Here is a 19,428-nt window from a genome sequence, read left to right as displayed (position 1 = left end):
ATTCTCCTCTTCGGCTCACTTGCTTCAGGGCAAGTACAGGAGTGGTCGGATATTGACGTGGTGATTATCAAGGAGACTGAGCGTCACTGCCCGGGTCGCATTCGCAACGTGATAGAATTGCTACGTCCCATGGTAGGTTTGGATGTGTTTGTCTACACTCCGCAAGAATTTGCGAGTCTGGTCAATCAACAGTCATTCGCTCGCGAAAAAATCGTGGTAAAAGGGAAGGTGATTTATGAGCAGTAGTGAACGCTGGCTAGATTTTGCCCGTCAGGATCTGCGGATGGCCGAACTGGGAACGAGTGAACAGTTAACCAGGCTTGTTTCCATGCCCAGTAGTGTGTTGAAAAAGCTGTCAAGGGCTTACAATTGCTGAGTCGAATTCTATGCTTCCTACCCGTTATCCCGATGCATTGCCTGGAATGTTACCGGAAGGTTTGCGGGGAGAGCAAGATGCTACCCAGGCACTTGAAGTAGTAAAACAGGCGCTTCATCGGATCGAGCAAACCTTAGGCAAACACATATGGTAAGCAGATGGGAACAGTGCTGAATTTTACAGATTACCCAGCAAACAACTGTAAGTCTCTTCTACTGCCAAAAGTAGCAGTATCATTGCCTCAGATGAGTACGCGTACAGATGAACATATCTCAAAGCCGAAATGATCGACACTGACCAGCTCAAATTAACGTTATCGCCGGTGGTGAAATCCCTGCATCAGGGGTTAGGTCATGGACTGTTGTCCGTCGTTCTCTTCGGCTCTCGCGCCCGTGGTGAGTCGAGTCCGGAAAGTGATTGGGACCTGCTGGTGATTGCCCATGATCTGCCTGAACGGGCGCTGGCTCGTCATTTCTTCCTCAAGAAGATGCTCCCAGATGCCTGGCGAGGGCAGACCAGTTTGCTGGCAAAAACTCCACAGGAGTTCGAATCTCGCCTGCCATCGCTCTACCTGGATATTGCTCCGGATGGTGTGGTGCTGCTCGATCCGCAAGGATACATTGCTCCTCGCCTGGAGTGGATTCGCCGACAAATTGAGCACTATCATCTCCAACGCCGTCTAATTGGTCACGACCTGGTGTGGAGTGCGCCGTTTTCCACCTGGCCATCGATGTGGGAGGGATTTGCGTGAAGTATCGAAGGGAACTGCCGATCTAACGAGGATAGGTGTCGTCATACATGCAGTGGTAGGGAGGTGAAGCGTGACGCTAGATCTACAAATCCTGGCAGATAACCGCGAAGCGCTGCTGCTGGCGGAGGTGGCGGCGTTGTTGCACGATTGGCAAAAGTGTATTGATAAAAAGGTTGCTTCGGACTGGGAAAAAAATCCGCGGCTTTCTAATAAGCAAAAAACTTGGCGGAGCCGCACCCCGTCACCCTCTCCAGGTGATTTTGCTGAGGTACTTTCTGCTAAGGTACTTACTTGTGGCTCTATAGACCTAAAAACTCTGTGTGAAGAAGGAAGAAATCCATCAACTGCGAGCAAGCATGCTTCTCCTCTCGTACAACTTCTAGGAAAGTGCCATGACCATGCTCATGTAGACAAAGAACTAGGTATCAATGAGCAAGAAGATGAAGCCTGTGACCGAATCAGTACAGCATTCGGCTTTGAACCCATTGAACCGGACAACTTGCTGGACAATCTCTTGTCCAAGGTCAAACCATTGTTACAAACCCAGTCTCGTCCTGTCGATAGAGAAAATCTATTATCTGCAATTCAAGAAGTCTTTTCTAATGCCTGGGGAGACACACGCCGCCCTATCAACGAGGTTACTCTATGGGATTGGGGATATGCCACCGGATGCTTGTATAAACCTCTGATTGCAGGCTGTCTGCTAAAGTTGCCATCACAACAAACATGGCGCATCTTGCGCATCAACTTTGACGTGCCTGGTCTTTATGCCAGGGCAATCAAAATCGCCGATCTGCTGGGTTATCAACGAGTTATCGACGAAGCCTGTGAACGTATCAAAAAACTGATTGAGGAAGATTATCCTCTCGGTAATGAGGTGTACCGCGACACTACTGGTATTTACTTCACCTTCCCCGATCTGGACTTGCCTCCTAACCTGGCGCAGCTTATTTGCCGCCGCGTGGAGGAGGTGGAGATGGAACTTGCGCCACGCATTGCAGTAACAGTAGGAGACGGTACGACTGCTAAGGAACAACTCAAGAGTATTTTAAGCAAAGCACGTAAGGAAGCTCTTGAGGCTCTGGCTCAACCTTTCGATAGTCAAAACTTGAGTACCTGCTGGAAACAGCAATGGAAAACCGTCGGACAGGGCAATTGGGAACTTTGTCCTGTCTGTCGCCTGCGTCCAAAGAAAGAGGACGAACAGGTCTGTCAGACCTGTTCTGAGCGACGTGTTCCCCGCATTCAGGGATGGATTAAAAACCTCTCAACTACCATCTGGCTCGATGAGGTTGCCAACAATACTGGACGTCTGGCATTGATTATCGGGCACTTTGGTCTGGATGGATGGCTTTCTGGCGACCTGGTACAAACTATGCTGGTAAAATCAGCAGCAAATAATCCTGGAGGATGCCAGCCTAAGAATCCCTCCCCCGCTCGCCTGCGCCGCATCTGGGAGACGACACGCACATTCTGGCAGGAGGTGCTACCCACCGAAGCGGAAAGAGAGATCAAGCAATCTCTGGTAGGGCAGTGTGTGGAGTGGCCGAAGCTGCGCCTGGCAATCACTCCACGAAACGGCGTACCACATAGTGTTATTACCCACCACACTTATGACCTGATCATCAACGGTGTAGCAGTGAGCGTGGTGTGGGATGGCAAGCACTTCCTCACCTGCCACAACCTGGAATATCTGGCAAAACCTGAGCAGTTGGGTCAGCCACTGAGTGCATGTCTTGTGCAAGGCAAAGCCTATGATCTGGAGGAACCGTCCGGCTATGGAGCCAGGAACAGGCGACTGGGTCAGATTACCATCCAACAGGTAACACAAATCGATCAATCTTATTTGCCTGCCATCCCCATCCTCGCCGAACCACGTGTATTCATGGCGCCCGTTCCGGCTGATCGGGCATTGAAGATTGTTCAGGCAATCAAGTGCAAATACGAGCGTGAGATGGGTAAGGTGCGCAATCGCCTCCCTCTTTACCTTGGTATCGTTTTCGCACCCCGTCGCACACCACTGAGAGCCTTGCTTGACGCCGGACACAGCATGACACAATATCCCTTTACCACGGGTATCTGGACAGTGGGAAGTCTTGAACGACGCGATTGCCTGCCTAACGGCTGGCCACGTCGGGTGTCACTAACACTCTCCAATTGTCATGGGCGTTCTCTACGAGTCGAAGTTCCCACCGTGATGGGTGATGGCGAAACGAAGGACCTCTGGTATCCCTACTGGCAACTGAAAAACGGCAATCGGAACGATCGTCAGCGCCGGTTTACCGGTGCAGATGGCGCAACCTGGGTACATGTCTGCGATTTGGTACCCGGTGATCAGGTACACTTTATGCCTTCTATCTTCGATTTTGAGTTTCTTGACACCACTGCCCGTCGCTTTGAGATACACTATAACGAGCACGGGCAACGTCCATACCGTACTCGCCCATGCTATCTGGAAGACCTGGATCGCCTGGAGACGCTGTGGGGCTATATGCAGCATTTGTCCACTACTCAGCGCCATCAGGTGATCCGCACTATCGAGGCTACCCGTGAAGCCTGGTACGGTCAAGACCAGAGTGGTACCTCTTTGACCGATGGTGTCTTCCGGCAGTTTGTTGCCGATACCCTGGCTGGCGCAGAGTGGCCGAGGCACGCATCCTGGCACCAGTTCTCTGAGGAATGGCGTAAGTATCTTGTTCAGGCTGGTGTACGCGGTGAACTGGCCGATCTGCTCGAATTGCATATGGAAATCCTGAAAGAAGACTAAAACGAGGGAGAGATGGCAACCTATAAACGACAACGCTATCTACTTATGACGACCGACCCGGTACATATTGGTACCGGTGGCTATCGCCTGGGTCGTGTGGATCTCAGCATCGTGCGTGAGCCGGGCACCCGTGTTCCGAAAATTCCCGGTACCAGTTTGCACGGCGCTGTACGTTCTTATGCCGCTCAACTGTACGAGACGCCAGAGGCTGCTGGACAGAATCAGGATCAGGTACAGAGTCCGGATTTGAATCCAGTCTGCTACACGTTTGGCTATATCAAAAAGCAAGGGAACGGCAATCAGGTCGCTGCTTATTCCGGTGTTGTCAGCATCTGCGATGCCCACGTCTTGCTCTTTCCAGTACATTCGATGGTAGGTCCGGTGTGGGTGAGTACGGTTGAACGATTGAAGGATGCCGGTATTCAGGTTGCAAACGTGCCGCAGAACTGGCAGACCGATCAGGCACTCCTCACCTGGTCACGCAGCAAGCCGCTTAACGTAGGCTGGTTGATGGTAGGAATTGCGAAAGGTCAGGCAAGCCTGACCGTACCAGCGAACTGGCAATCTGATCAACGCTGGCAAACCATTGCCAGCCGTATTGTCCTGGTGCATGAAAACCTCTTCAGCCACATCGTCAACAGTAATCTGGAGGTACGGACTTCGGTGAGTATCAACCCACAAACCGGTGCTGCTGAAGAGGGGGCACTCTTCACTTACGAAGCCATACCCCGCGCCACTTTCCTGACCACTGAGGTGATCCTGGATGATTATCGTGATGGTAGCAACGGGCGACCTTTTCCTAAAGATAAGACTGATAAAGGTAAACCTCTGCCGGGAGGTGAATGGAAATGTCCCCTTGACGTTGTCCGCGCCGGCTTTCGCCTGATGGAATGGCTCGGTGTGGGCGGCATGGGTACACGTGGGTTTGGACGAGTGGCGGTAGTCGGCGATCCGGTTGAGGAACATTTTTGCGCAGCCGGTCATAATGGACAGGGAGGCGAGTCGTGACTAATCAGGTACCTGTCAACCTGGATTATCTGGCAGCAACGTATGCGCAGGCAATCGTTAGACGTACCGCTGCCAAAAAGGCTGGCGACGTTGACAACACTGTCACCAAAGCTTTAGGCGTACTGCAAGAAAATGGCGTCTATGCCTGCTTCCTCTACCTGCTGGCGAAGGAGAAGGAGAATGGGCGGGTAGTGGTTGACGAGATGCTGAAGCTACTGAAAGACCTGAAGTTTGACCAGAGTATCCCAAAACCAAACGATCCACAGAATGTGTTGAAATACATCAGCAACACAGTAACAACGAACCTGGAACGCCTGCTACTGGCAAAAGAGACGCTGGAGCAGATGCTGATCTATGCTCGCTACGGAGCCAAGGCACGTGAAGCATACGAGCAAAAGCAAGAGCAATAGTATGAGCTGGTCTGCCTTTCAGGTCATCTTCCGTCTACGCGCTCCACTGCATATCGGCTGGAGCAAGGTGGGGAATGTCCAACTTACCCGTCCATACGTTACCGGTCGTACCTTGTGGGGCGCACTAACAATGCGCCTGACACGCGATGATCCGAACAGAAAGATGCCGGCAACCGACTCAGCCGCATATCAGCAAATTGGGCAACAGGTCAACGAAAATCTGGCATACACCTACTTTTACCCGGCTACCAAAGAGGGTGATAAGTATGAGTATCAAGTTGCCTGGCCCTGGGAGAATGAAAGCCTGTTTCGTCGCCGCTTTCTCAGCAGTTACAACAGCACGGCGCTGATCTACCCGCACAATTCAGCCGCAGAAGGCACACTACACGAAGTCGAGTTTCTCTCCCCATTTACCCTCGACGACGGCAAGCCGGTCTTCCTGATCGGCTATATCTTTGAGCGCAGCGGATGTCAGCTTGCCTGGCGTAAGGCATGTGAACGCATCCAGCTTGGCGGTGAGCGGGGATATGGATGGGGTGTACTGGAACTGGTAACGTTGAATATGGTTGAAGAGGCAACACAATTATTCAAAAACAAGGCTACCTGGAATGGCAGCGAAGGTCGACCGCAGATAACCTCTGCATATCTCCTCGCCCATACCAGAGCCGATCAGATCGATGCCACTGGCGACATCGAGCCACTGGTCGGACGTGAATGGCGCTCACAGAACCAGCAACATCGTTTCGCCGGTCAACATCTGGAGTTCAATGGTATCTGCTTTACGCCGGGTAGTCGGCTGTCCGAGGAGAAAACATTTGTCATTGGAGAATTTGGTATCTGGAATGCTACCTGATCTACGACTCAGAGATGCGCCATCGTTCGTGGGTGTACTTGAACCTATTTCAAAAACGTCTGCTAGCAGTTATCTCATTCATTCCTGATCGACGCTATGCTCGTGGCGAGCACACCCAGTCTCCCCGTGACCAGCAGGGGCAACGGTGTGACGCGTGGCGGATTGTGAGCACGGCTGCTGCGGCAGCCATGCTACCGTGCGCCACACGCCGCGCCACCCGCATAACGAACGAGCCAGGCACCCAATCCAGTGCGTAATAGCACCGGAGGTGACCGTTAGCCCTTCTCGTTGACATACCGGCAGCCTGGGATCAGGATAGACTGCCGCCTTGGTGATTGGCAAGCGTGTATACGTCTGGGCGACCATCTGGGAGCACGACCGCACAGCTTGTATGAAATAAGTTCTAGTGGATCAGTGATGAAAAGCATCTTATACCCCTCCCCGCACCGACTCACCTGAAAGAGTAGATTGATTCGCCGGTTGTGGTGCAAGACGTTGGCGGGCGTTCTGCAAGAGCTGGCAACTCTCGCTGTAAGCGTGACAGCGGGGACAACCGGCAACCAGGCGTCGTTCATGCAATTCGATGATCGCGTGCGCCGAACTCCAGTAGATGTTGCGTGCACCAACCAGATCAAACAGACCGGTTCGCTTGAACACATCCAGTACAGCCGGTTGCAACGCGGTAAAGATGACTTCGCCACCGCGGGCGTGGTGCTCTTCAACAATCTGGTGCAGCGCCTGAATACCCATTGCATCGATGAGCGGTACACCACGCATACTGATAATAATCGTATGGTAATCACCGGCAGTTTCAAATGCTTCGAGCACGGTGGTGACACTACCGAAAAAGATCGGCCCGGTAAGGTAGTAGACGTGAATACTAGGGCAGGTTGCTGTAATTGTTGACCCCTGGACCTGTAACTGTTGCGGGTTGACCGGTGCAGTAGTAACAACCGTACTGGTTGCTGATTGGCGGAGATAAATAAGCGCCGAAATGACAACACCGATCAGAATCGCCTGGGTTAAATCAAGCGCAGCGGTGGCAATCATCGTGATGAAGAAGCCGATCAGAGCGTGGCGCAAGTGCGCATTGACGAAGAAATGGATACTCTCCCACTCATTCATTCGCCACGCCGTCATCAACAACACACCACCGAGCGCGGCCAGTGGAACATAGCGAATGACCGGCCCCAAAACCAATGCACTCAACAGCAGCAACAGTGCATGAATAATACTGGTCAAACGAGTAACTGCCCCACTCTTGATGGCAACACTGGTACGGGCAATCGCCGCTGTCGCCGGAACGCCGCCAAAGAATGGAATGGCAATATTCCCAATGCCCTGGGCAATTAACTCTTGATTACTATCGAAAGGCTTGCCGCTCATCGTAGAACCAACGGCGCCACAGAGGAGACTCTCGATAGCACCCAGGGCAGCAATCGAGACGGCCGGTGTCAGCAGATCGCTCAGGTGCTCCCACGGAATTGCATTCCAGGTCAACCGGTGCTCAAGCAGAATGGTACGCGGGATGTCACCGATCATTGGGACATTCCATCCCAACACCACACTTATCACCGTGGCCAGAATAATACCGACAAGTGATGCCGGGATGGTTTTGTTGATGCGTGGCAACAGAATCATGACAGCAATAACAATCCCGGCAATGGTGATCGTCCGCCAGTCGGGTAGCAAAGGATGGGTGAAATAGTGAAATACCTTCTCAAAGGCATTTTCAGCAGCCGGTGTTTTCACACCCAGAACGTTATCGAGTTGCCCAATTGCAATAATCAGCGCAATCCCACTGGTAAAGCCGGCAATGACCGGTGAAGGAATGAATGAAATATACCGACCAAGACGAAATAAACCGAGCAGGATGAGCAAGAGTCCGGCCAACACACAAGCGACCCAAACCGCTTCCAGACCGTAGCGGGCAGAAATCGCGATCAGGATCGCCGACATAGCACCGGTTGGGCCGCTGATCTGATACGCTGCGCCACTCAGACCACCAATCAGAATCCCGGCAATGATTGCTGTTACTAGGCCGGCAGGCGCATCAGCACCAGAAGCAACCCCGAACGCGAGAGCTAACGGTAAAGCAACCGCACCGGTGGTCAGACCGGCCAATATGTCAGCCCGCAGGTGAGATATTGAATAACCGGCAAACTCGCGCTGGAGTAAGGCGATGAGGGGCAGGCGAAATGTGGTAGTTTTCATAGTTTACTTTGTTATATGATAATATTCTAATATTACATATTCTTTTAGAATTGTATCACGCTTACGATCATCTGTCAATACAACAGCCACAGTGCACGATTCATGACTGGCGGGTAGCCATCTTGTGTCCGGTATTACAATCTGTCGACGGCGTTTTGGGGAATAAGGAAGCCATATTCCGACCCGGATGGAGGTCAGCCCTGGCGAAGCTTCTCTACCGGTAGATGAGGTTTTTAATTCACCGTTTTGGATCAGCGTGCGACGACATCCCGTCACATATGCCGTTGTGTAGAAGTGATCGCAATTTGTTACTGACAGACTCTATGATCGCGACGAGCACATCCGGCATCCGCCTGTCGAGCGAAGTCAACGGCGTGACACGCGCCGGATCGTGAGCACACCGGTGCGGCAGTATGGCTGCCGCACTCCACACCACGCACCACGCGGATGACAAGCGGGAAATGCCACCAATCCGGCGCGTGATGGCACCGAAGCTGGTCGTTAGCTCTCCTCGCTGCCATACCGGCAGCCTGGGTTCGGGATATGTTGTCGTTGGCGATTGACAAGCGTTCATGCACCTGTGCGACCGTTTGGGAACATGACCGCACAGCTTTTCATGAAATAAATTCTCATCGTCAATAATGCGTAAGGTTGGAGATGAGAGGGTATGATCTCCTCCAGACAGCGGCTATCGGGCAGTGTTGCTTTTCGCGCCATCTTATCGTATAATTGATACAAATATTAGAATATTAGAAGATAAATGTATGCCTCTTCACCGTTTCAAAGCTGAATTCTTCAAAGCCCTGGCTCATCCTACGCGCCTTGCCATTCTTGATCAACTACGGGCCGGTGAGCGCAGTGTGCAGGAATTACAACAGGCACTGGCCATCGAGCAATCGAATGTGTCGCAGCAATTAGCAGTGCTGCGCAATAAGAATATCGTTGACTCACGCAAAGAGGGCACGACGGTCTATTACCGGGTGCGCGATCCCATGATTTTTCAACTGCTCGATGCGGCTCGGGTGATCTTCAACAATCATCTTATCGATACTCAGGAGATGCTGGCAACGCTGAGCGAAGAGCAATAAGGTCGCTGCCCCAGGGTGAGGAGATAACGATTACCGGTAGCAGCCGTTGTTGATGAGAGCGTCGTTCATGCGTAGCTTCGGTCAATTTCCTGCACCCACCTGCCCTGAACCAGACAATACAATGTGCCGGGATGAGTATGCTCACCCCGGCACGAATGTTTCACGACATGCTACTAGCACTCGCTATAACCGCATGAGTGACACTTCCGACAACCCTCTTCGTTCAGCATGGTCGCGTTCTGGCATTCAGGACAGATTTCGGCAGCTTCAATTGTGCCATGACCCGGATCGCTATGGTGATGGCTTGCCGGTGCGGTGGCCACAGCCTCGCTGACTCCATTGGTGTACGTCCGACCAGTATCGGTTTCGCCGTTGCCGTACTCGTAGTCATGCCCATTGCCGTTGCCATTCCCGTTCCCGTTTTTCACGTAATGATCGAGCAATACCTTGCCTATCGCGTCAGGCACCGAACGTACCCGATCCGGCCCGAATCCGGCCGAGCGCGAACCACCAATGCCGCGCAGTTGCTCGGCAATGAGTTTCACCGGAACCCCACACCGGAGGGCGAGGGAAATCAGTCGTCCAATCGCTTCGGTGAACGCAGTGACATCGCTACCGGCACGCCCAATGATGGCAAAGACCTCGAACGGTTTCCCGTCTAACTCGGTCACGAAGAGCCGCAGTTTGCCGAGTGGCGTGACAACCGGGAAGGAGTGGCTGGGCAATCCCTCAGCCGGAACCGGTCGCGGTGTCACCTCCACCGGGTGATCGGAGGCCGGCGCCGACTCTGCACGCTTACCGGTTGAGCCGGTTGAAAGCACCTGGTTTGCCCGCGATCCGTCACGATAGACGGTGATCCCTTTGCAGCCAAGGCGGAAGGCCAGCTCGTAGGCTTCCCGAACCTGGTCGGGGGTTGCGTCATGCGGGAAGTTAATCGTCTTCGAGATGGCACTATCGGTGTATTCCTGGAACGCTGCCTGCATGCGCACGTGCCACTCTGGGGCAATATCGTGGGCAGTGACCCACACCCGCTGCACCGAGGCCGGTACGTCCGGGTGATGGATGTGACCGGTATCCGCAATCCGCTCCATCAGTTCATCGCTGTACCATCCCTCGCGTTTGGCCTGCGCGACAAAGTCCTGATTGATATCGAGCATGCGGGTGTCAGCCTGGTAGCGCCAGAATGCAATCGCAAACAGCGGCTCGATGCCGGATGAACAGCCGGCGATAATACTGATCGTGCCGGTTGGGGCAACGGTGGTGACATTACAATTGCGGAGCAGGCGTTGGGGCCGAATACGCGATCCATCGGGGCGACGGGCACATGTCGCATCAGGCCCCCAGATGCTGTACTCCCATTCCGGGAAGGGACCGCGCTCGCGGGCAAGCTGCTCGGACGCCACTTTGCTCTCTTCGTCGATAAAGCGCATCACCTGTCGCGCCAGATCAATCGCGTCCGATGAATTGTACGGAATGCCCAGACGCACCAGCATATCGGCCCATCCCATCACCCCAAGGCCAATGCGGCGAATCCGCTGGCTGAGCTGCGAGATCTGTTCGAGCGGATAGTGATTGGCGTCAATCACATTATCGAGAAAGCGGGTACTCTCATGCACAACATCACGGAGTGATTCCCAATCGATGGTGCCGGCATCGGTCACAAATTTCCCCAGATTGATCGAACCGAGATTGCACACGTCATAGGCCAGCAATGGTTGTTCACCGCAGGGATTGGTCGCTTCGTATTCGCCAAGGTGGGGCACCGGATTGTACTCGTTTGCCCGGTCGATGAAGAAGAGACCGGGTTCACCGGTGGCATGGGCGCACTGCACGATCAGATCGAAGACCATGCGAGCGCACAAGCGCATCGGTTGACCGGCGGGAACGAGTACCTCGCCGGTGAGCGGATGCTTGAGACCATCACGCGAGGCGATCTGCACCAGACCGGTGCGTGGGTTGATCAGGTCATACGCCTCATCGCGCTCAACGGCTCGCATGAACGCATCGGTCATCGCCACCGAGATATTGAAATTCGTGATTTTCGTTGTATCGAGTTTGCAGGTAATAAACTCAAGAATATCAGGGTGATCGCAGCGCAGAATACCCATATTTGCGCCACGGCGTGTCCCACCCTGTTTAATAGCCTCGGTGGAGTGATTGTAGACATCCATAAAACTCACCGGGCCGCTGGCCACCCCCATCGTACTGCGCACCACATCGTTGCGCGGGCGCAGCCGCGAGAAGCTAAAGCCGGTACCACCACCACTTTGATGGATCAGTGCCTGATGTTTGAGCGTCTCGTAGATACTGGTCAGGTTGTCATCGATAGGCAAGACGAAGCAGGCACTCAATTGTCCCAATGGCCGCCCGGCATTCATCAGGGTTGGGCTGTTTGGTTCAAAATAGCCCTGGGTCATCAGATGATACCATCGTTCGGCACGCGCTTCGACCTGCTCGGCTGACGCCCCATAGCGAGCATCGACGGCGGCGATGGTCTCGGCCACCCGCCAAAACATCGCTTCAGGGGTTTCGATCACATCACCGTGCTCATTCTTCAACAGATAGCGCTTTTTGAGCACGGTACGGGCAATGTCGGTCAGATTGGCGGGGGCAAGCTCTTGTTTCATCATTGGTTGAAAGCTCCTCTTCAGGATAGACCTCTCACACGTGTAGACACCAACAGAGGTGCACTTAACTGTAAAAAGGTTATTAACGACACATCAGGTCGCAATCAATGAACACCAGATCGTCATACTATATCTAGTGTGTACTACGGCTGATAGAGTGCATATATTGGTGTTCTTGCACGCTTGGCTAGTTTAGCATAGTAATCGGTGTTGTGTCAAGCGGGGAAAGATTACAGAAACCTTTTACAAACTTGACGATAATGAATCAGGTGTTCCACGCCAGTTTGCCTTTCTCTGCCTCACGCTATGGCTCATGGATATGGGGGATGATCATCACTATCCGTTGCCTGTTTCACTCGCGCTGCCGGGAGGCCCGTCTGCATCTGCGGGCCGTTGTGCAGAGAGCGATTCAACCTGCCACCAAACTGGCGGATGTGGTAGATGTATCGGTCAAAACCATCGCTTGCACAATCGATGCGCTACCCATCACCAACGTGGGGTGGTTGGGACATTCCGCTGCATAGCATGCCCCTGCGTTGTCAGCACGGCACCAATGCTGCTCGTGTGGCGCAGGCTGGAAGCCTGCGCTGGGACATCACATCACTCTGGCCCACGACCCCTTCCGATCCGCGTCCCCTCTCACACACCGTCAGATGCACGGGTAGTCAGCCCAGTTGCGAACGACGCAACCACTTGTTATCACCATCATCAGCGGCAGCCATGCAGCCGCGCCTGGTTGGGAGCACGGCTGGCACGACAGCATAGCTACCGCACGCCAAACCACGCGACACGTATATGTCTGAGCGTGAAACGATGACCATGCGATGTGGTATCATAGTTATGTAGACACTTCTTGCGAGGGATTATTTCCCTATGACCACACATACTGCATCTGCTGCTGAAACTGCCGTTGCCGGTCTGCGCACGTCGTTTCGTCGTGCCGGGCAGGGTTATCCGCTCCTCTTGCTGCACGGTTGGGGTGGCTCGTCGCGGTTGTGGCACTATACACTACGCGATCTGGCGGATCGGTACATGCTGATCGCCCCTGATCTGCCCGGTTTTGGGGCATCACCTCCGCTCAGCGGTCGGTTATCGCTCGAACGGCTTGCCGATTGGGTGATTGCGTTTGCCGATGCCCTTGGTCTGGAACGGTTTGCCATCAACGGCCATTCACTCTGCGCTGCTGTCGCCGTTCACGTTGCTGCTCGCTACCCCGAACGGGTTTCCCATCTGATTGTCACCAGCTTCAGTACCTTTCGTGATGAGCGTGAACGAAGGGTTGTGGCGTCGATCCACCATCTGATGGCCCTCTGGTTGGCATTACGCCGCCCATGGATGCTTAATGTCCAACCCCTGATGCGCCTGGTGGGTAGTCGTTTCTTCTACCGGTTACCTGCTGATCACACGCTGCTGCGCGAGACCTTTGCCGATTTTCTGGCCATGGAACAACGCACTGCCCTGGAGACTGCACGGGGAGCGGGAAGTCCGACAATCAGCGCTGCTCTGGCCGCAGTGCGCGCTCCGACCCTGCTGGTCGCATGCCGTCACGATCAGATTATGCCACCGCCGGGTGCACCAGTTGCCGCCGCTCGCATACCTCGCTGCCGGCTGGTTTGGATTGAGCAGTGTGGTCATTTGCCAATGCTCGAACGACCACACGAATACCACGCTATTCTGACTGAGTTTCTGAAGGATGGAGCTGTATGACTATCGATTTGGCCGCTTATCGTGCTGGATTCCCGATTACCGAACGCTACGCCTTCCTCAGCCATGCGGCTGTCTCACCGTTGCATCAGCGTGTCTAGTCGGCAGTGCAGAGCTACCTTGACCATGCCACCCGTGAGCCGTTTCTGGCCGTCTTCCCACAGGTGATGGCACAGTTTGCCGAGCTTAAGCAGCGCCTGGCCCGGCTGATCAACGCTCGTTCGCCCGATGAAATCGTGCTGATGCCCAACACGGCTGCCGGCATTAACACCGCCGCCGTCAGCCTGCCGTTACACCCCGGTGATAATGTGCTGGTGCTTGATGGCGATTATCCGGCTAACATCTACCCGTGGCAGCAACTGGCATATCGCGGTGTGTTGACGAAGGTCGTGCCACAACATCAGGGTGGCCTCGATCTCGATCTGCTGGTGCGACGCATCGATCATCGGACACGAGTGATCGCGCTTAGCTCAGCGATGTTTGCGACCGGATTTCGCAATGATCTGGCGGCTGTCGGCCAGCTTTGTCGCGAGCGGGGCATCTATTTTGTGGTTGATGCGATCCAGACACTGGGGGCATTTCCGCTCGATGTGCAGGAATGTCATATCGACATGCTGGCCTGTAGTTCGCAAAAGTGGTTGCTCTCCACACCCGGTAGTGGCTTCCTCTACGTGCGCCGTGAGCTGATCCGTGATCTGGTGCCAGGAGCTTACGTTGGCGCTGCCAGTAGTGTGAGCGGTATGAACTATCTCGACTACAATCTAACCCTGCCTGAAACTGCCGAGCGGTTTACGCTGGGAACACCAAATGTCGCCAACAATCTCGCTCCATTGGCTGCGGTTACGTTGCTGCAAGAGGTTGGCATTGAGCGGATCACGCACCAGATTGCGACGCTGGTGGATGCATTGATCAGCGATCTCCAGGAGCGCGGGTATCAACTGGCTGCCAGTACCGAACCAGCGCACCGGAGTGGCATTGTGGTCGCGCTGGTTGAGAATCCGGCTATGGTCGCGCAGCGTCTCTACGAAGCCGGGATTGTTGTCACCCCGCGGGGGGCTGGCGTGCGGGTCGCCCCCCACTTCTACAATACGCTCGCTGAGGTATTACGGGTAGGCGAAGCACTTGATGCGGCAACCCGCTGAGCGACAGACGACCATCTGATACGGTTATACAGCCTTAGTGCTTTTCATCAACCACTTCGACGCCGATAGCGCGCAGGCGGTTCAGAATCGTCTGTGTGCTGTTTTGCCACGACCAGGATTGGGCGCGCAATGCGGCTTGTACCCCACGTTGCCGGGCCTTGTCGCGTTGTCGATGCACGTGGCGAAGTAACTCCACCAACGCCTCGAAGTCAGGCTCTGCCCAACAGGCATCTGCGTATGGGCCGATGGGAATACCGGTCGGCACCAGATTGCGAATCGGCAGTGGGTAGCCACAGGTATCATCGAGAAATGCGGTTGGTCCACTCCAGGCAGTGGCGATAACCGGTAGACCGCATGCCATCGCTTCCAGCACCGGCATCCCCCAACCCTCACCCCGACTGGGTAAGACGAAACAATCGGCGCTCCGGTAGAGTTCGGCCATCCGTGCTGGATTGAACGTCTGGTTGTAGATCACCGCCACCGGCGGCGCCTGATCTCCGAGAATGCCTGCCAGCTCGCGGAGCGGATTACCGGCAGCGCGGTGATCAATCTTCAACACCAGCACCACCGGATCGGTCGGCTTAAAAGCCGTTCGATAGGCGGAGAGCAAGATATCCCAGCCCTTGCGCTGGCTCCATTCAAACACAGACAGAAACACTGTGCGGTCGGTAAGCTCCTGTCGAGGTGAAGCGGGTGTAAAGACACTCACATCAACCCCAAGCGGGATTGCATAGAGCGGGCGTTTGACGCCACTGGAAGCAAAGACCGCACACCCCCATGCCGTCGGCGTCCAGACTTCATCCATCAGATTGGCCTGGGCAACCCAATGGGCAGGCAGGCGGTCGGTTTCCAGCATGGTAAAGCCGATCCGATAGGAACCACTATTCTTGCAGAACAGCTCACCCCGACCGTAGACAACCTGGGGCACATCGAGGCGGATTGGCAACTGTTGCAGAGCACGAATAGCAGGTGGAACAGCACCATAGACGCGCTCGGCATCGTCGGCATCGAAGAGATAGAGCGGCCGGACGGCCAGACCGGTTGCGGCAAGACCGGCCACAATCGCCCGCGACGAGCTACTGTACCCGGTCGGTGAGGAAAACGTCGAATGCCAGACGATCTGCGTCATAGTTGTTCAAGGACAGCGAGGCGTTCGGCCAGCTTCTGACGGGCATCCCGTTCCGCATCGAGGTGAGCAAGCAGGCTCTCGATAATACGGGTGAGCGTAGCGTGAGTAGCGTTGATATGGGTGAATTCAGGGCCACACAATCGCCAGGCCAGCCAGCGCCGTAATCGTGCCAGCAGTGAAGTTGCGGGTGGTGGGGTGAGTGCCCATGTCGCCTGCAATATCCCGAGTTGCTCAGCCAGGTACGCATCGCGACTCAACAACTCATTGAGCAGCGTAGCCTGGTACTGATTTTGCGCAGACTGCCGCAATGCGCGGGCAATTGCCACATCGAACGGCTCGTCGTCTTGTGGATGAACCACGACCGGTCCTGATATGCTCATAACCACTCACGTTTCACTTAAAACAGACATTGCTAACGGAACAGAACGAGATGATCGCGAATCCAGCCCACCATCCGTTCCACCCCTTCGTACACCGACACCTGTGGTTGCCAGGCCAGCTCGTGTTGCGCCAGCGAAATATCACTGATGTAGACCGGTTGATCGCCGGGCCGCCAGTCGCTGTAACGCACCGGAATCTCCCGTCCGATCAGACGGCTCAGAAGCGGGCCAAATTCAGCCCAGATGGAAAGTGCATTCTGCGGACCACCACCGATATTATATATCCGTCCGCTCACCTGATCGATCCGCTCCAGCGCCGCCATGTAAGCTGCGATCAAGTCATCAACGTAGAGCATATCGCGCACCTGCTTCCCATCGCCGTAGATGGTGATGGGGCGATGCAAAAGTGCGGCAATCGCGAAATGCGCAGCCCACCCCTGATCCTCAACCCCAAACTGGCGCGGGCCGTAGATGCACGATTGGCGGAAGACCACCGTTTGCAAACCGTAGATACGGGCATAATCACGCACGTATTGATCGGCAGCACCTTTGCTGCACCCGTATGGTGAGTGAAAATCAAGTAACTGATGTTCAGGTACTCCATGCGGCAAATCACGGTAACGATAGCGGGTCTCATCTTCGACCACGGCAACAGTCACCATCCCGCCGTAGACCTTATTGGTAGAGGCAAAAAAGACAATCGGTGGCTCGCTGGCTAATCGGGCTGCTTCGAGGATATTCAGCGTACCGAGTGCATTAATCTCAAAATCACTACGCGGATCCTGCACCGATGTCGTCACCGCCACCTGACCGGCAAGATGGTAGACGACCCGATGACCGGGAATCACCGCATGCATCGCCGCGGCATCACGAATATCAGCCTGCACAAAGCGAAGCCGGCTGCCATACCGTTCCTGCAACCACGCCAGATTAAGCGGGGTTCGCGGACGGCTCAGATTATCAACAATCGTGACGTGTTCGCCACGGGCCAGTAAATAATCAGCCAGATTGCAACCGATAAATCCGGCACCGCCGGTGATGAGGTGGAACGATGTTTTCATAGCATGTATACGTCTCGTACTGCCTGCTTCCTTGTAATCTCAATCCAGACTTCATCATTATAACGATACAATGAATCGGTCAGCAAATCAGCCGACCGATTCATCCACAGAGGGCAGTTTTGCTAGGATTATTAACGCAGCACAAGAGGGGTATACGTCGTATAGACGTTGGTTGCTACTCGTACCGTAATTGGGATCTCGACATTGGGCACATCATTGCCACTAAGCAGTATTTTCGCATTGTAGGTCCCAGGAACCTTGCTATTGGTGTTAATCGTAACACTGAGTGAACTGCCGGTAGTTGAGCTAAGTGATACGCTAGTCGGGCTAAGCTGAATAACATCACTCGAATCGTTCTCCCCGATGGTTACGTTGATTGGTGAACCATCGTTTGAATAGAGGCTCATCGTATATTGTTGCACCTGATCCGCCTTCATCAATACCGTCATACTGGCCGCACCAGGACGAATTCTGCGCTCGAGGAACAGACCGTTATGGGCGGGATCACGCTGAAACTGCGGCCACGGTGAGCTGTAGGATTGGTAGGGGCCACTCGCGCTGGTAATCGCCTGTTCGAGATCGCGCCAGACGTAGACAAACGCACTGTTCGAGGCGCCGGTATGTGAGCCGCCGACAACAATTTCGAGCTTACCATTATTATCTATGTCGGCGATTGCCGGTGTATTGCGGATTGGCATCCACATAAACATCGACTTCCGATTCATACAGGCCTGAGCCTCAGGGCCCCCTGTAGGACAGCTCGGGGTAAGCTCTTGTCCGGCACCGTTGTAGATCATCACCGAATTCTGGACAACAACAATAACCTCGTGCGAACCATTGCCATCAATATCGGCAATCAGCGGGTTATTGAAAGCTTCCGCCATATCAGCCTGTTCCTGGGTAGAACCACGCACGACGATATTCCAGATCGGATTAGGATTGTCAAAGCTCCACGCTACCAGTCGACCACCAGTAGTAGGCGTTGCTACTGGTGGATTATTCGAACCTCCAGAGGCAACGGCAGCGACAATTTCCGGCTTACCATCACCGGTAATATCGCCGATAGCTGGCGATGAAGCAACACATTCAGGTGCACTAAGCGTCATCTTTTCTGTGCCGTTCACTGCATTAAAAATCTTCACCCATCGACCCGGTTTTGGATTACCCCCATAAAAACAGCTACTACCGACGATCACCTCAAGCTGGCCATCATTATCGAGATCGGCCACTGCCGGTGATGAATAAATTGACTGATCAAAGCGCACAGCCCACAGAAAACCTTTGCCAAAGCCTATTACTTTACCGCCATCCTTTGCACAGTAGATCGGATCAGCCACAAAGTTCGGATCGGCAGGAAAGGCGTAGAGGAATCCCTTTGCACTTTCATAGTACGAATTCGTTTGTGGAAAAGGCGTGATATTGTTGGGATCGCACACAATCCCCGGCGTAAAATCGGTACCGACGATAATGTCTTTGCGTCCATCACCATTGACGTCAGCAAATGCCGGTGATGACCAGACCGAGTCCATTGCAAAGTATTTCCAGCGCAATGTACCATCCTTATTCAGCACGTGAAGGTAAAGATCGGCTGAACCGGCAACAATGATAATATCGCCTGCACCGTTTACATCGGTCACCGACGGTGTACCGAAGACACCCGATTGTCCGCTAATCGAACTGATCGGAATCTGGTAGTTCCACAGTGGCTGGCCGGTAGCTGAATAAGCACGGATACCACCGGGACAACTTGGGTCGGCCAGAATTTTGCCGTAGCCTACAATCACTTCCAGGCCGGGCAAATCGGGTCTCAGATCGAACAGGGAGGGGGCACCGTTGAGCAAACTATCATCACCGGTCACACTACAACTTGCCACCTGTGTTGTCCACATCACCTGCCCATTGTTGCGCAACGCGAACA

The 19,428-nt window shown here is 54.1% G+C and carries 18 protein-coding genes; 12 read left to right on the top strand and 6 right to left on the bottom strand.

Translation table 11 applies throughout. The features are described from left to right. The 8 genes from VAE57_RS06915 to VAE57_RS06880 form a co-directional block, all read left to right on the top strand. Positions 1-246: nucleotidyltransferase domain-containing protein (locus tag VAE57_RS06915; RefSeq protein WP_322821155.1), on the top strand; the 246-nt coding region annotated here is incomplete at its 5' end. Next, positions 236-376, top strand: a complete 141-nt coding sequence (locus tag VAE57_RS06910) for a hypothetical protein (RefSeq protein WP_322821154.1) — start codon at positions 236-238, stop codon at positions 374-376. The genes VAE57_RS06915 and VAE57_RS06910, both read left to right, overlap by 11 nt. Positions 377-386: 10 nt before the next feature. Beyond that, entirely contained in the window at positions 387-530 is a 144-nt protein-coding gene (locus tag VAE57_RS06905) for a hypothetical protein (RefSeq protein WP_322821153.1), read from the top strand. 129 nt (positions 531-659) lie between these two features. Further along, complete coding sequence (locus VAE57_RS06900; RefSeq protein ID WP_322821152.1) at positions 660-1,127, top strand: nucleotidyltransferase domain-containing protein; 468 nt, start codon at positions 660-662, stop codon at positions 1,125-1,127. Positions 1,128-1,197: 70 nt separating this feature from the next. After that, positions 1,198-3,894 (top strand): CRISPR-associated protein Csx11, encoded by a 2,697-nt coding sequence (locus VAE57_RS06895; RefSeq protein WP_322821151.1) that lies wholly within the window; start codon positions 1,198-1,200, stop codon positions 3,892-3,894. Between the two features lie 12 nt (positions 3,895-3,906). After that, entirely contained in the window at positions 3,907-4,902 is a 996-nt protein-coding gene (gene cmr4, locus VAE57_RS06890) for a type III-B CRISPR module RAMP protein Cmr4 (RefSeq protein WP_322821150.1), read from the top strand. Then, positions 4,899-5,312 carry a hypothetical protein gene (locus tag VAE57_RS06885; protein ID WP_322821149.1) on the top strand — a complete coding sequence of 138 codons (414 nt, stop codon included), beginning with the start codon at positions 4,899-4,901 and terminating at the stop codon, positions 5,310-5,312. Before cmr4 ends, VAE57_RS06885 begins: the two co-directional genes overlap by 4 nt. Position 5,313: 1 nt before the next feature. Next, complete coding sequence (locus tag VAE57_RS06880) at positions 5,314-6,165, top strand: hypothetical protein (RefSeq protein WP_322821148.1); 852 nt, start codon at positions 5,314-5,316, stop codon at positions 6,163-6,165. A 429-nt stretch (positions 6,166-6,594) separates the two neighbouring features. Here VAE57_RS06880 and VAE57_RS06875 read toward each other — a convergent pair whose 3' ends face one another. Continuing rightward, the gene (locus VAE57_RS06875) at positions 6,595-8,379 is read right to left on the bottom strand and encodes a SulP family inorganic anion transporter (RefSeq protein ID WP_322821147.1); all 1,785 of its coding nucleotides are present in this window, start codon (positions 8,377-8,379) and stop codon (positions 6,595-6,597) included. Between the two features lie 413 nt (positions 8,380-8,792). Here VAE57_RS06875 and VAE57_RS06870 point away from each other — a divergent pair, with 413 nt between their 5' ends. Together VAE57_RS06870 and VAE57_RS06865 are read left to right on the top strand one after the other, a co-directional pair. After that, entirely contained in the window at positions 8,793-8,942 is a 150-nt protein-coding gene (locus tag VAE57_RS06870) for a hypothetical protein (protein WP_322821146.1), read from the top strand. A 201-nt stretch (positions 8,943-9,143) separates the two neighbouring features. Continuing rightward, positions 9,144-9,467: a metalloregulator ArsR/SmtB family transcription factor gene (locus tag VAE57_RS06865; protein ID WP_322821145.1), complete on the top strand. Its 324-nt coding sequence runs from the start codon at positions 9,144-9,146 to the stop codon at positions 9,465-9,467. A 173-nt stretch (positions 9,468-9,640) separates the two neighbouring features. Here the strand turns inward: VAE57_RS06865 and VAE57_RS06860 are convergent, their stop codons facing one another. Further along, a complete protein-coding gene (locus VAE57_RS06860) occupies positions 9,641-12,097 on the bottom strand; it encodes a vitamin B12-dependent ribonucleotide reductase (RefSeq protein ID WP_322821144.1) in 2,457 nt (818 codons plus the stop codon). 870 nt (positions 12,098-12,967) lie between these two features. Between VAE57_RS06860 and VAE57_RS06855 the strand changes: the two genes are divergently transcribed. Both VAE57_RS06855 and VAE57_RS06850 read left to right on the top strand, forming a co-directional pair. Continuing rightward, positions 12,968-13,801, top strand: coding sequence for an alpha/beta hydrolase (locus tag VAE57_RS06855; RefSeq protein WP_322821143.1), 834 nt, complete (start codon positions 12,968-12,970; stop codon positions 13,799-13,801). A gap of 104 nt (positions 13,802-13,905) precedes the next feature. Continuing rightward, the gene (locus VAE57_RS06850) at positions 13,906-14,940 is read left to right on the top strand and encodes an aminotransferase class V-fold PLP-dependent enzyme (RefSeq protein WP_322821142.1); all 1,035 of its coding nucleotides are present in this window, start codon (positions 13,906-13,908) and stop codon (positions 14,938-14,940) included. 34 nt (positions 14,941-14,974) lie between these two features. Here VAE57_RS06850 and VAE57_RS06845 read toward each other — a convergent pair whose 3' ends face one another. The 4 genes from VAE57_RS06845 to VAE57_RS06830 all read right to left on the bottom strand — a co-directional run. Further along, on the bottom strand, positions 14,975-16,069 hold the full coding sequence (locus VAE57_RS06845; RefSeq protein ID WP_322821141.1) for a glycosyltransferase: 1,095 nt from the start codon (positions 16,067-16,069) through the stop codon (positions 14,975-14,977). Then, positions 16,066-16,449 carry a hypothetical protein gene (locus tag VAE57_RS06840; RefSeq protein ID WP_322821140.1) on the bottom strand — a complete coding sequence of 128 codons (384 nt, stop codon included), beginning with the start codon at positions 16,447-16,449 and terminating at the stop codon, positions 16,066-16,068. Before VAE57_RS06840 ends, VAE57_RS06845 begins: the two co-directional genes overlap by 4 nt. A gap of 32 nt (positions 16,450-16,481) precedes the next feature. Then, the gene (locus VAE57_RS06835) at positions 16,482-17,510 is read right to left on the bottom strand and encodes a GDP-mannose 4,6-dehydratase (protein WP_322821139.1); all 1,029 of its coding nucleotides are present in this window, start codon (positions 17,508-17,510) and stop codon (positions 16,482-16,484) included. Between the two features lie 131 nt (positions 17,511-17,641). Further along, the coding region (locus VAE57_RS06830; protein WP_322821138.1) for a VCBS repeat-containing protein at positions 17,642-19,428 on the bottom strand (1,787 nt) is incomplete at its 5' end.

Source organism: Chloroflexus sp., from assembly GCF_034434295.1.
Lineage (GTDB): Bacteria > Chloroflexota > Chloroflexia > Chloroflexales > Chloroflexaceae > Chloroflexus.
The sequence above is the reverse complement of the archived record's forward strand: the minus strand, read 5'-3'. Positions and strand labels throughout refer to the sequence as shown.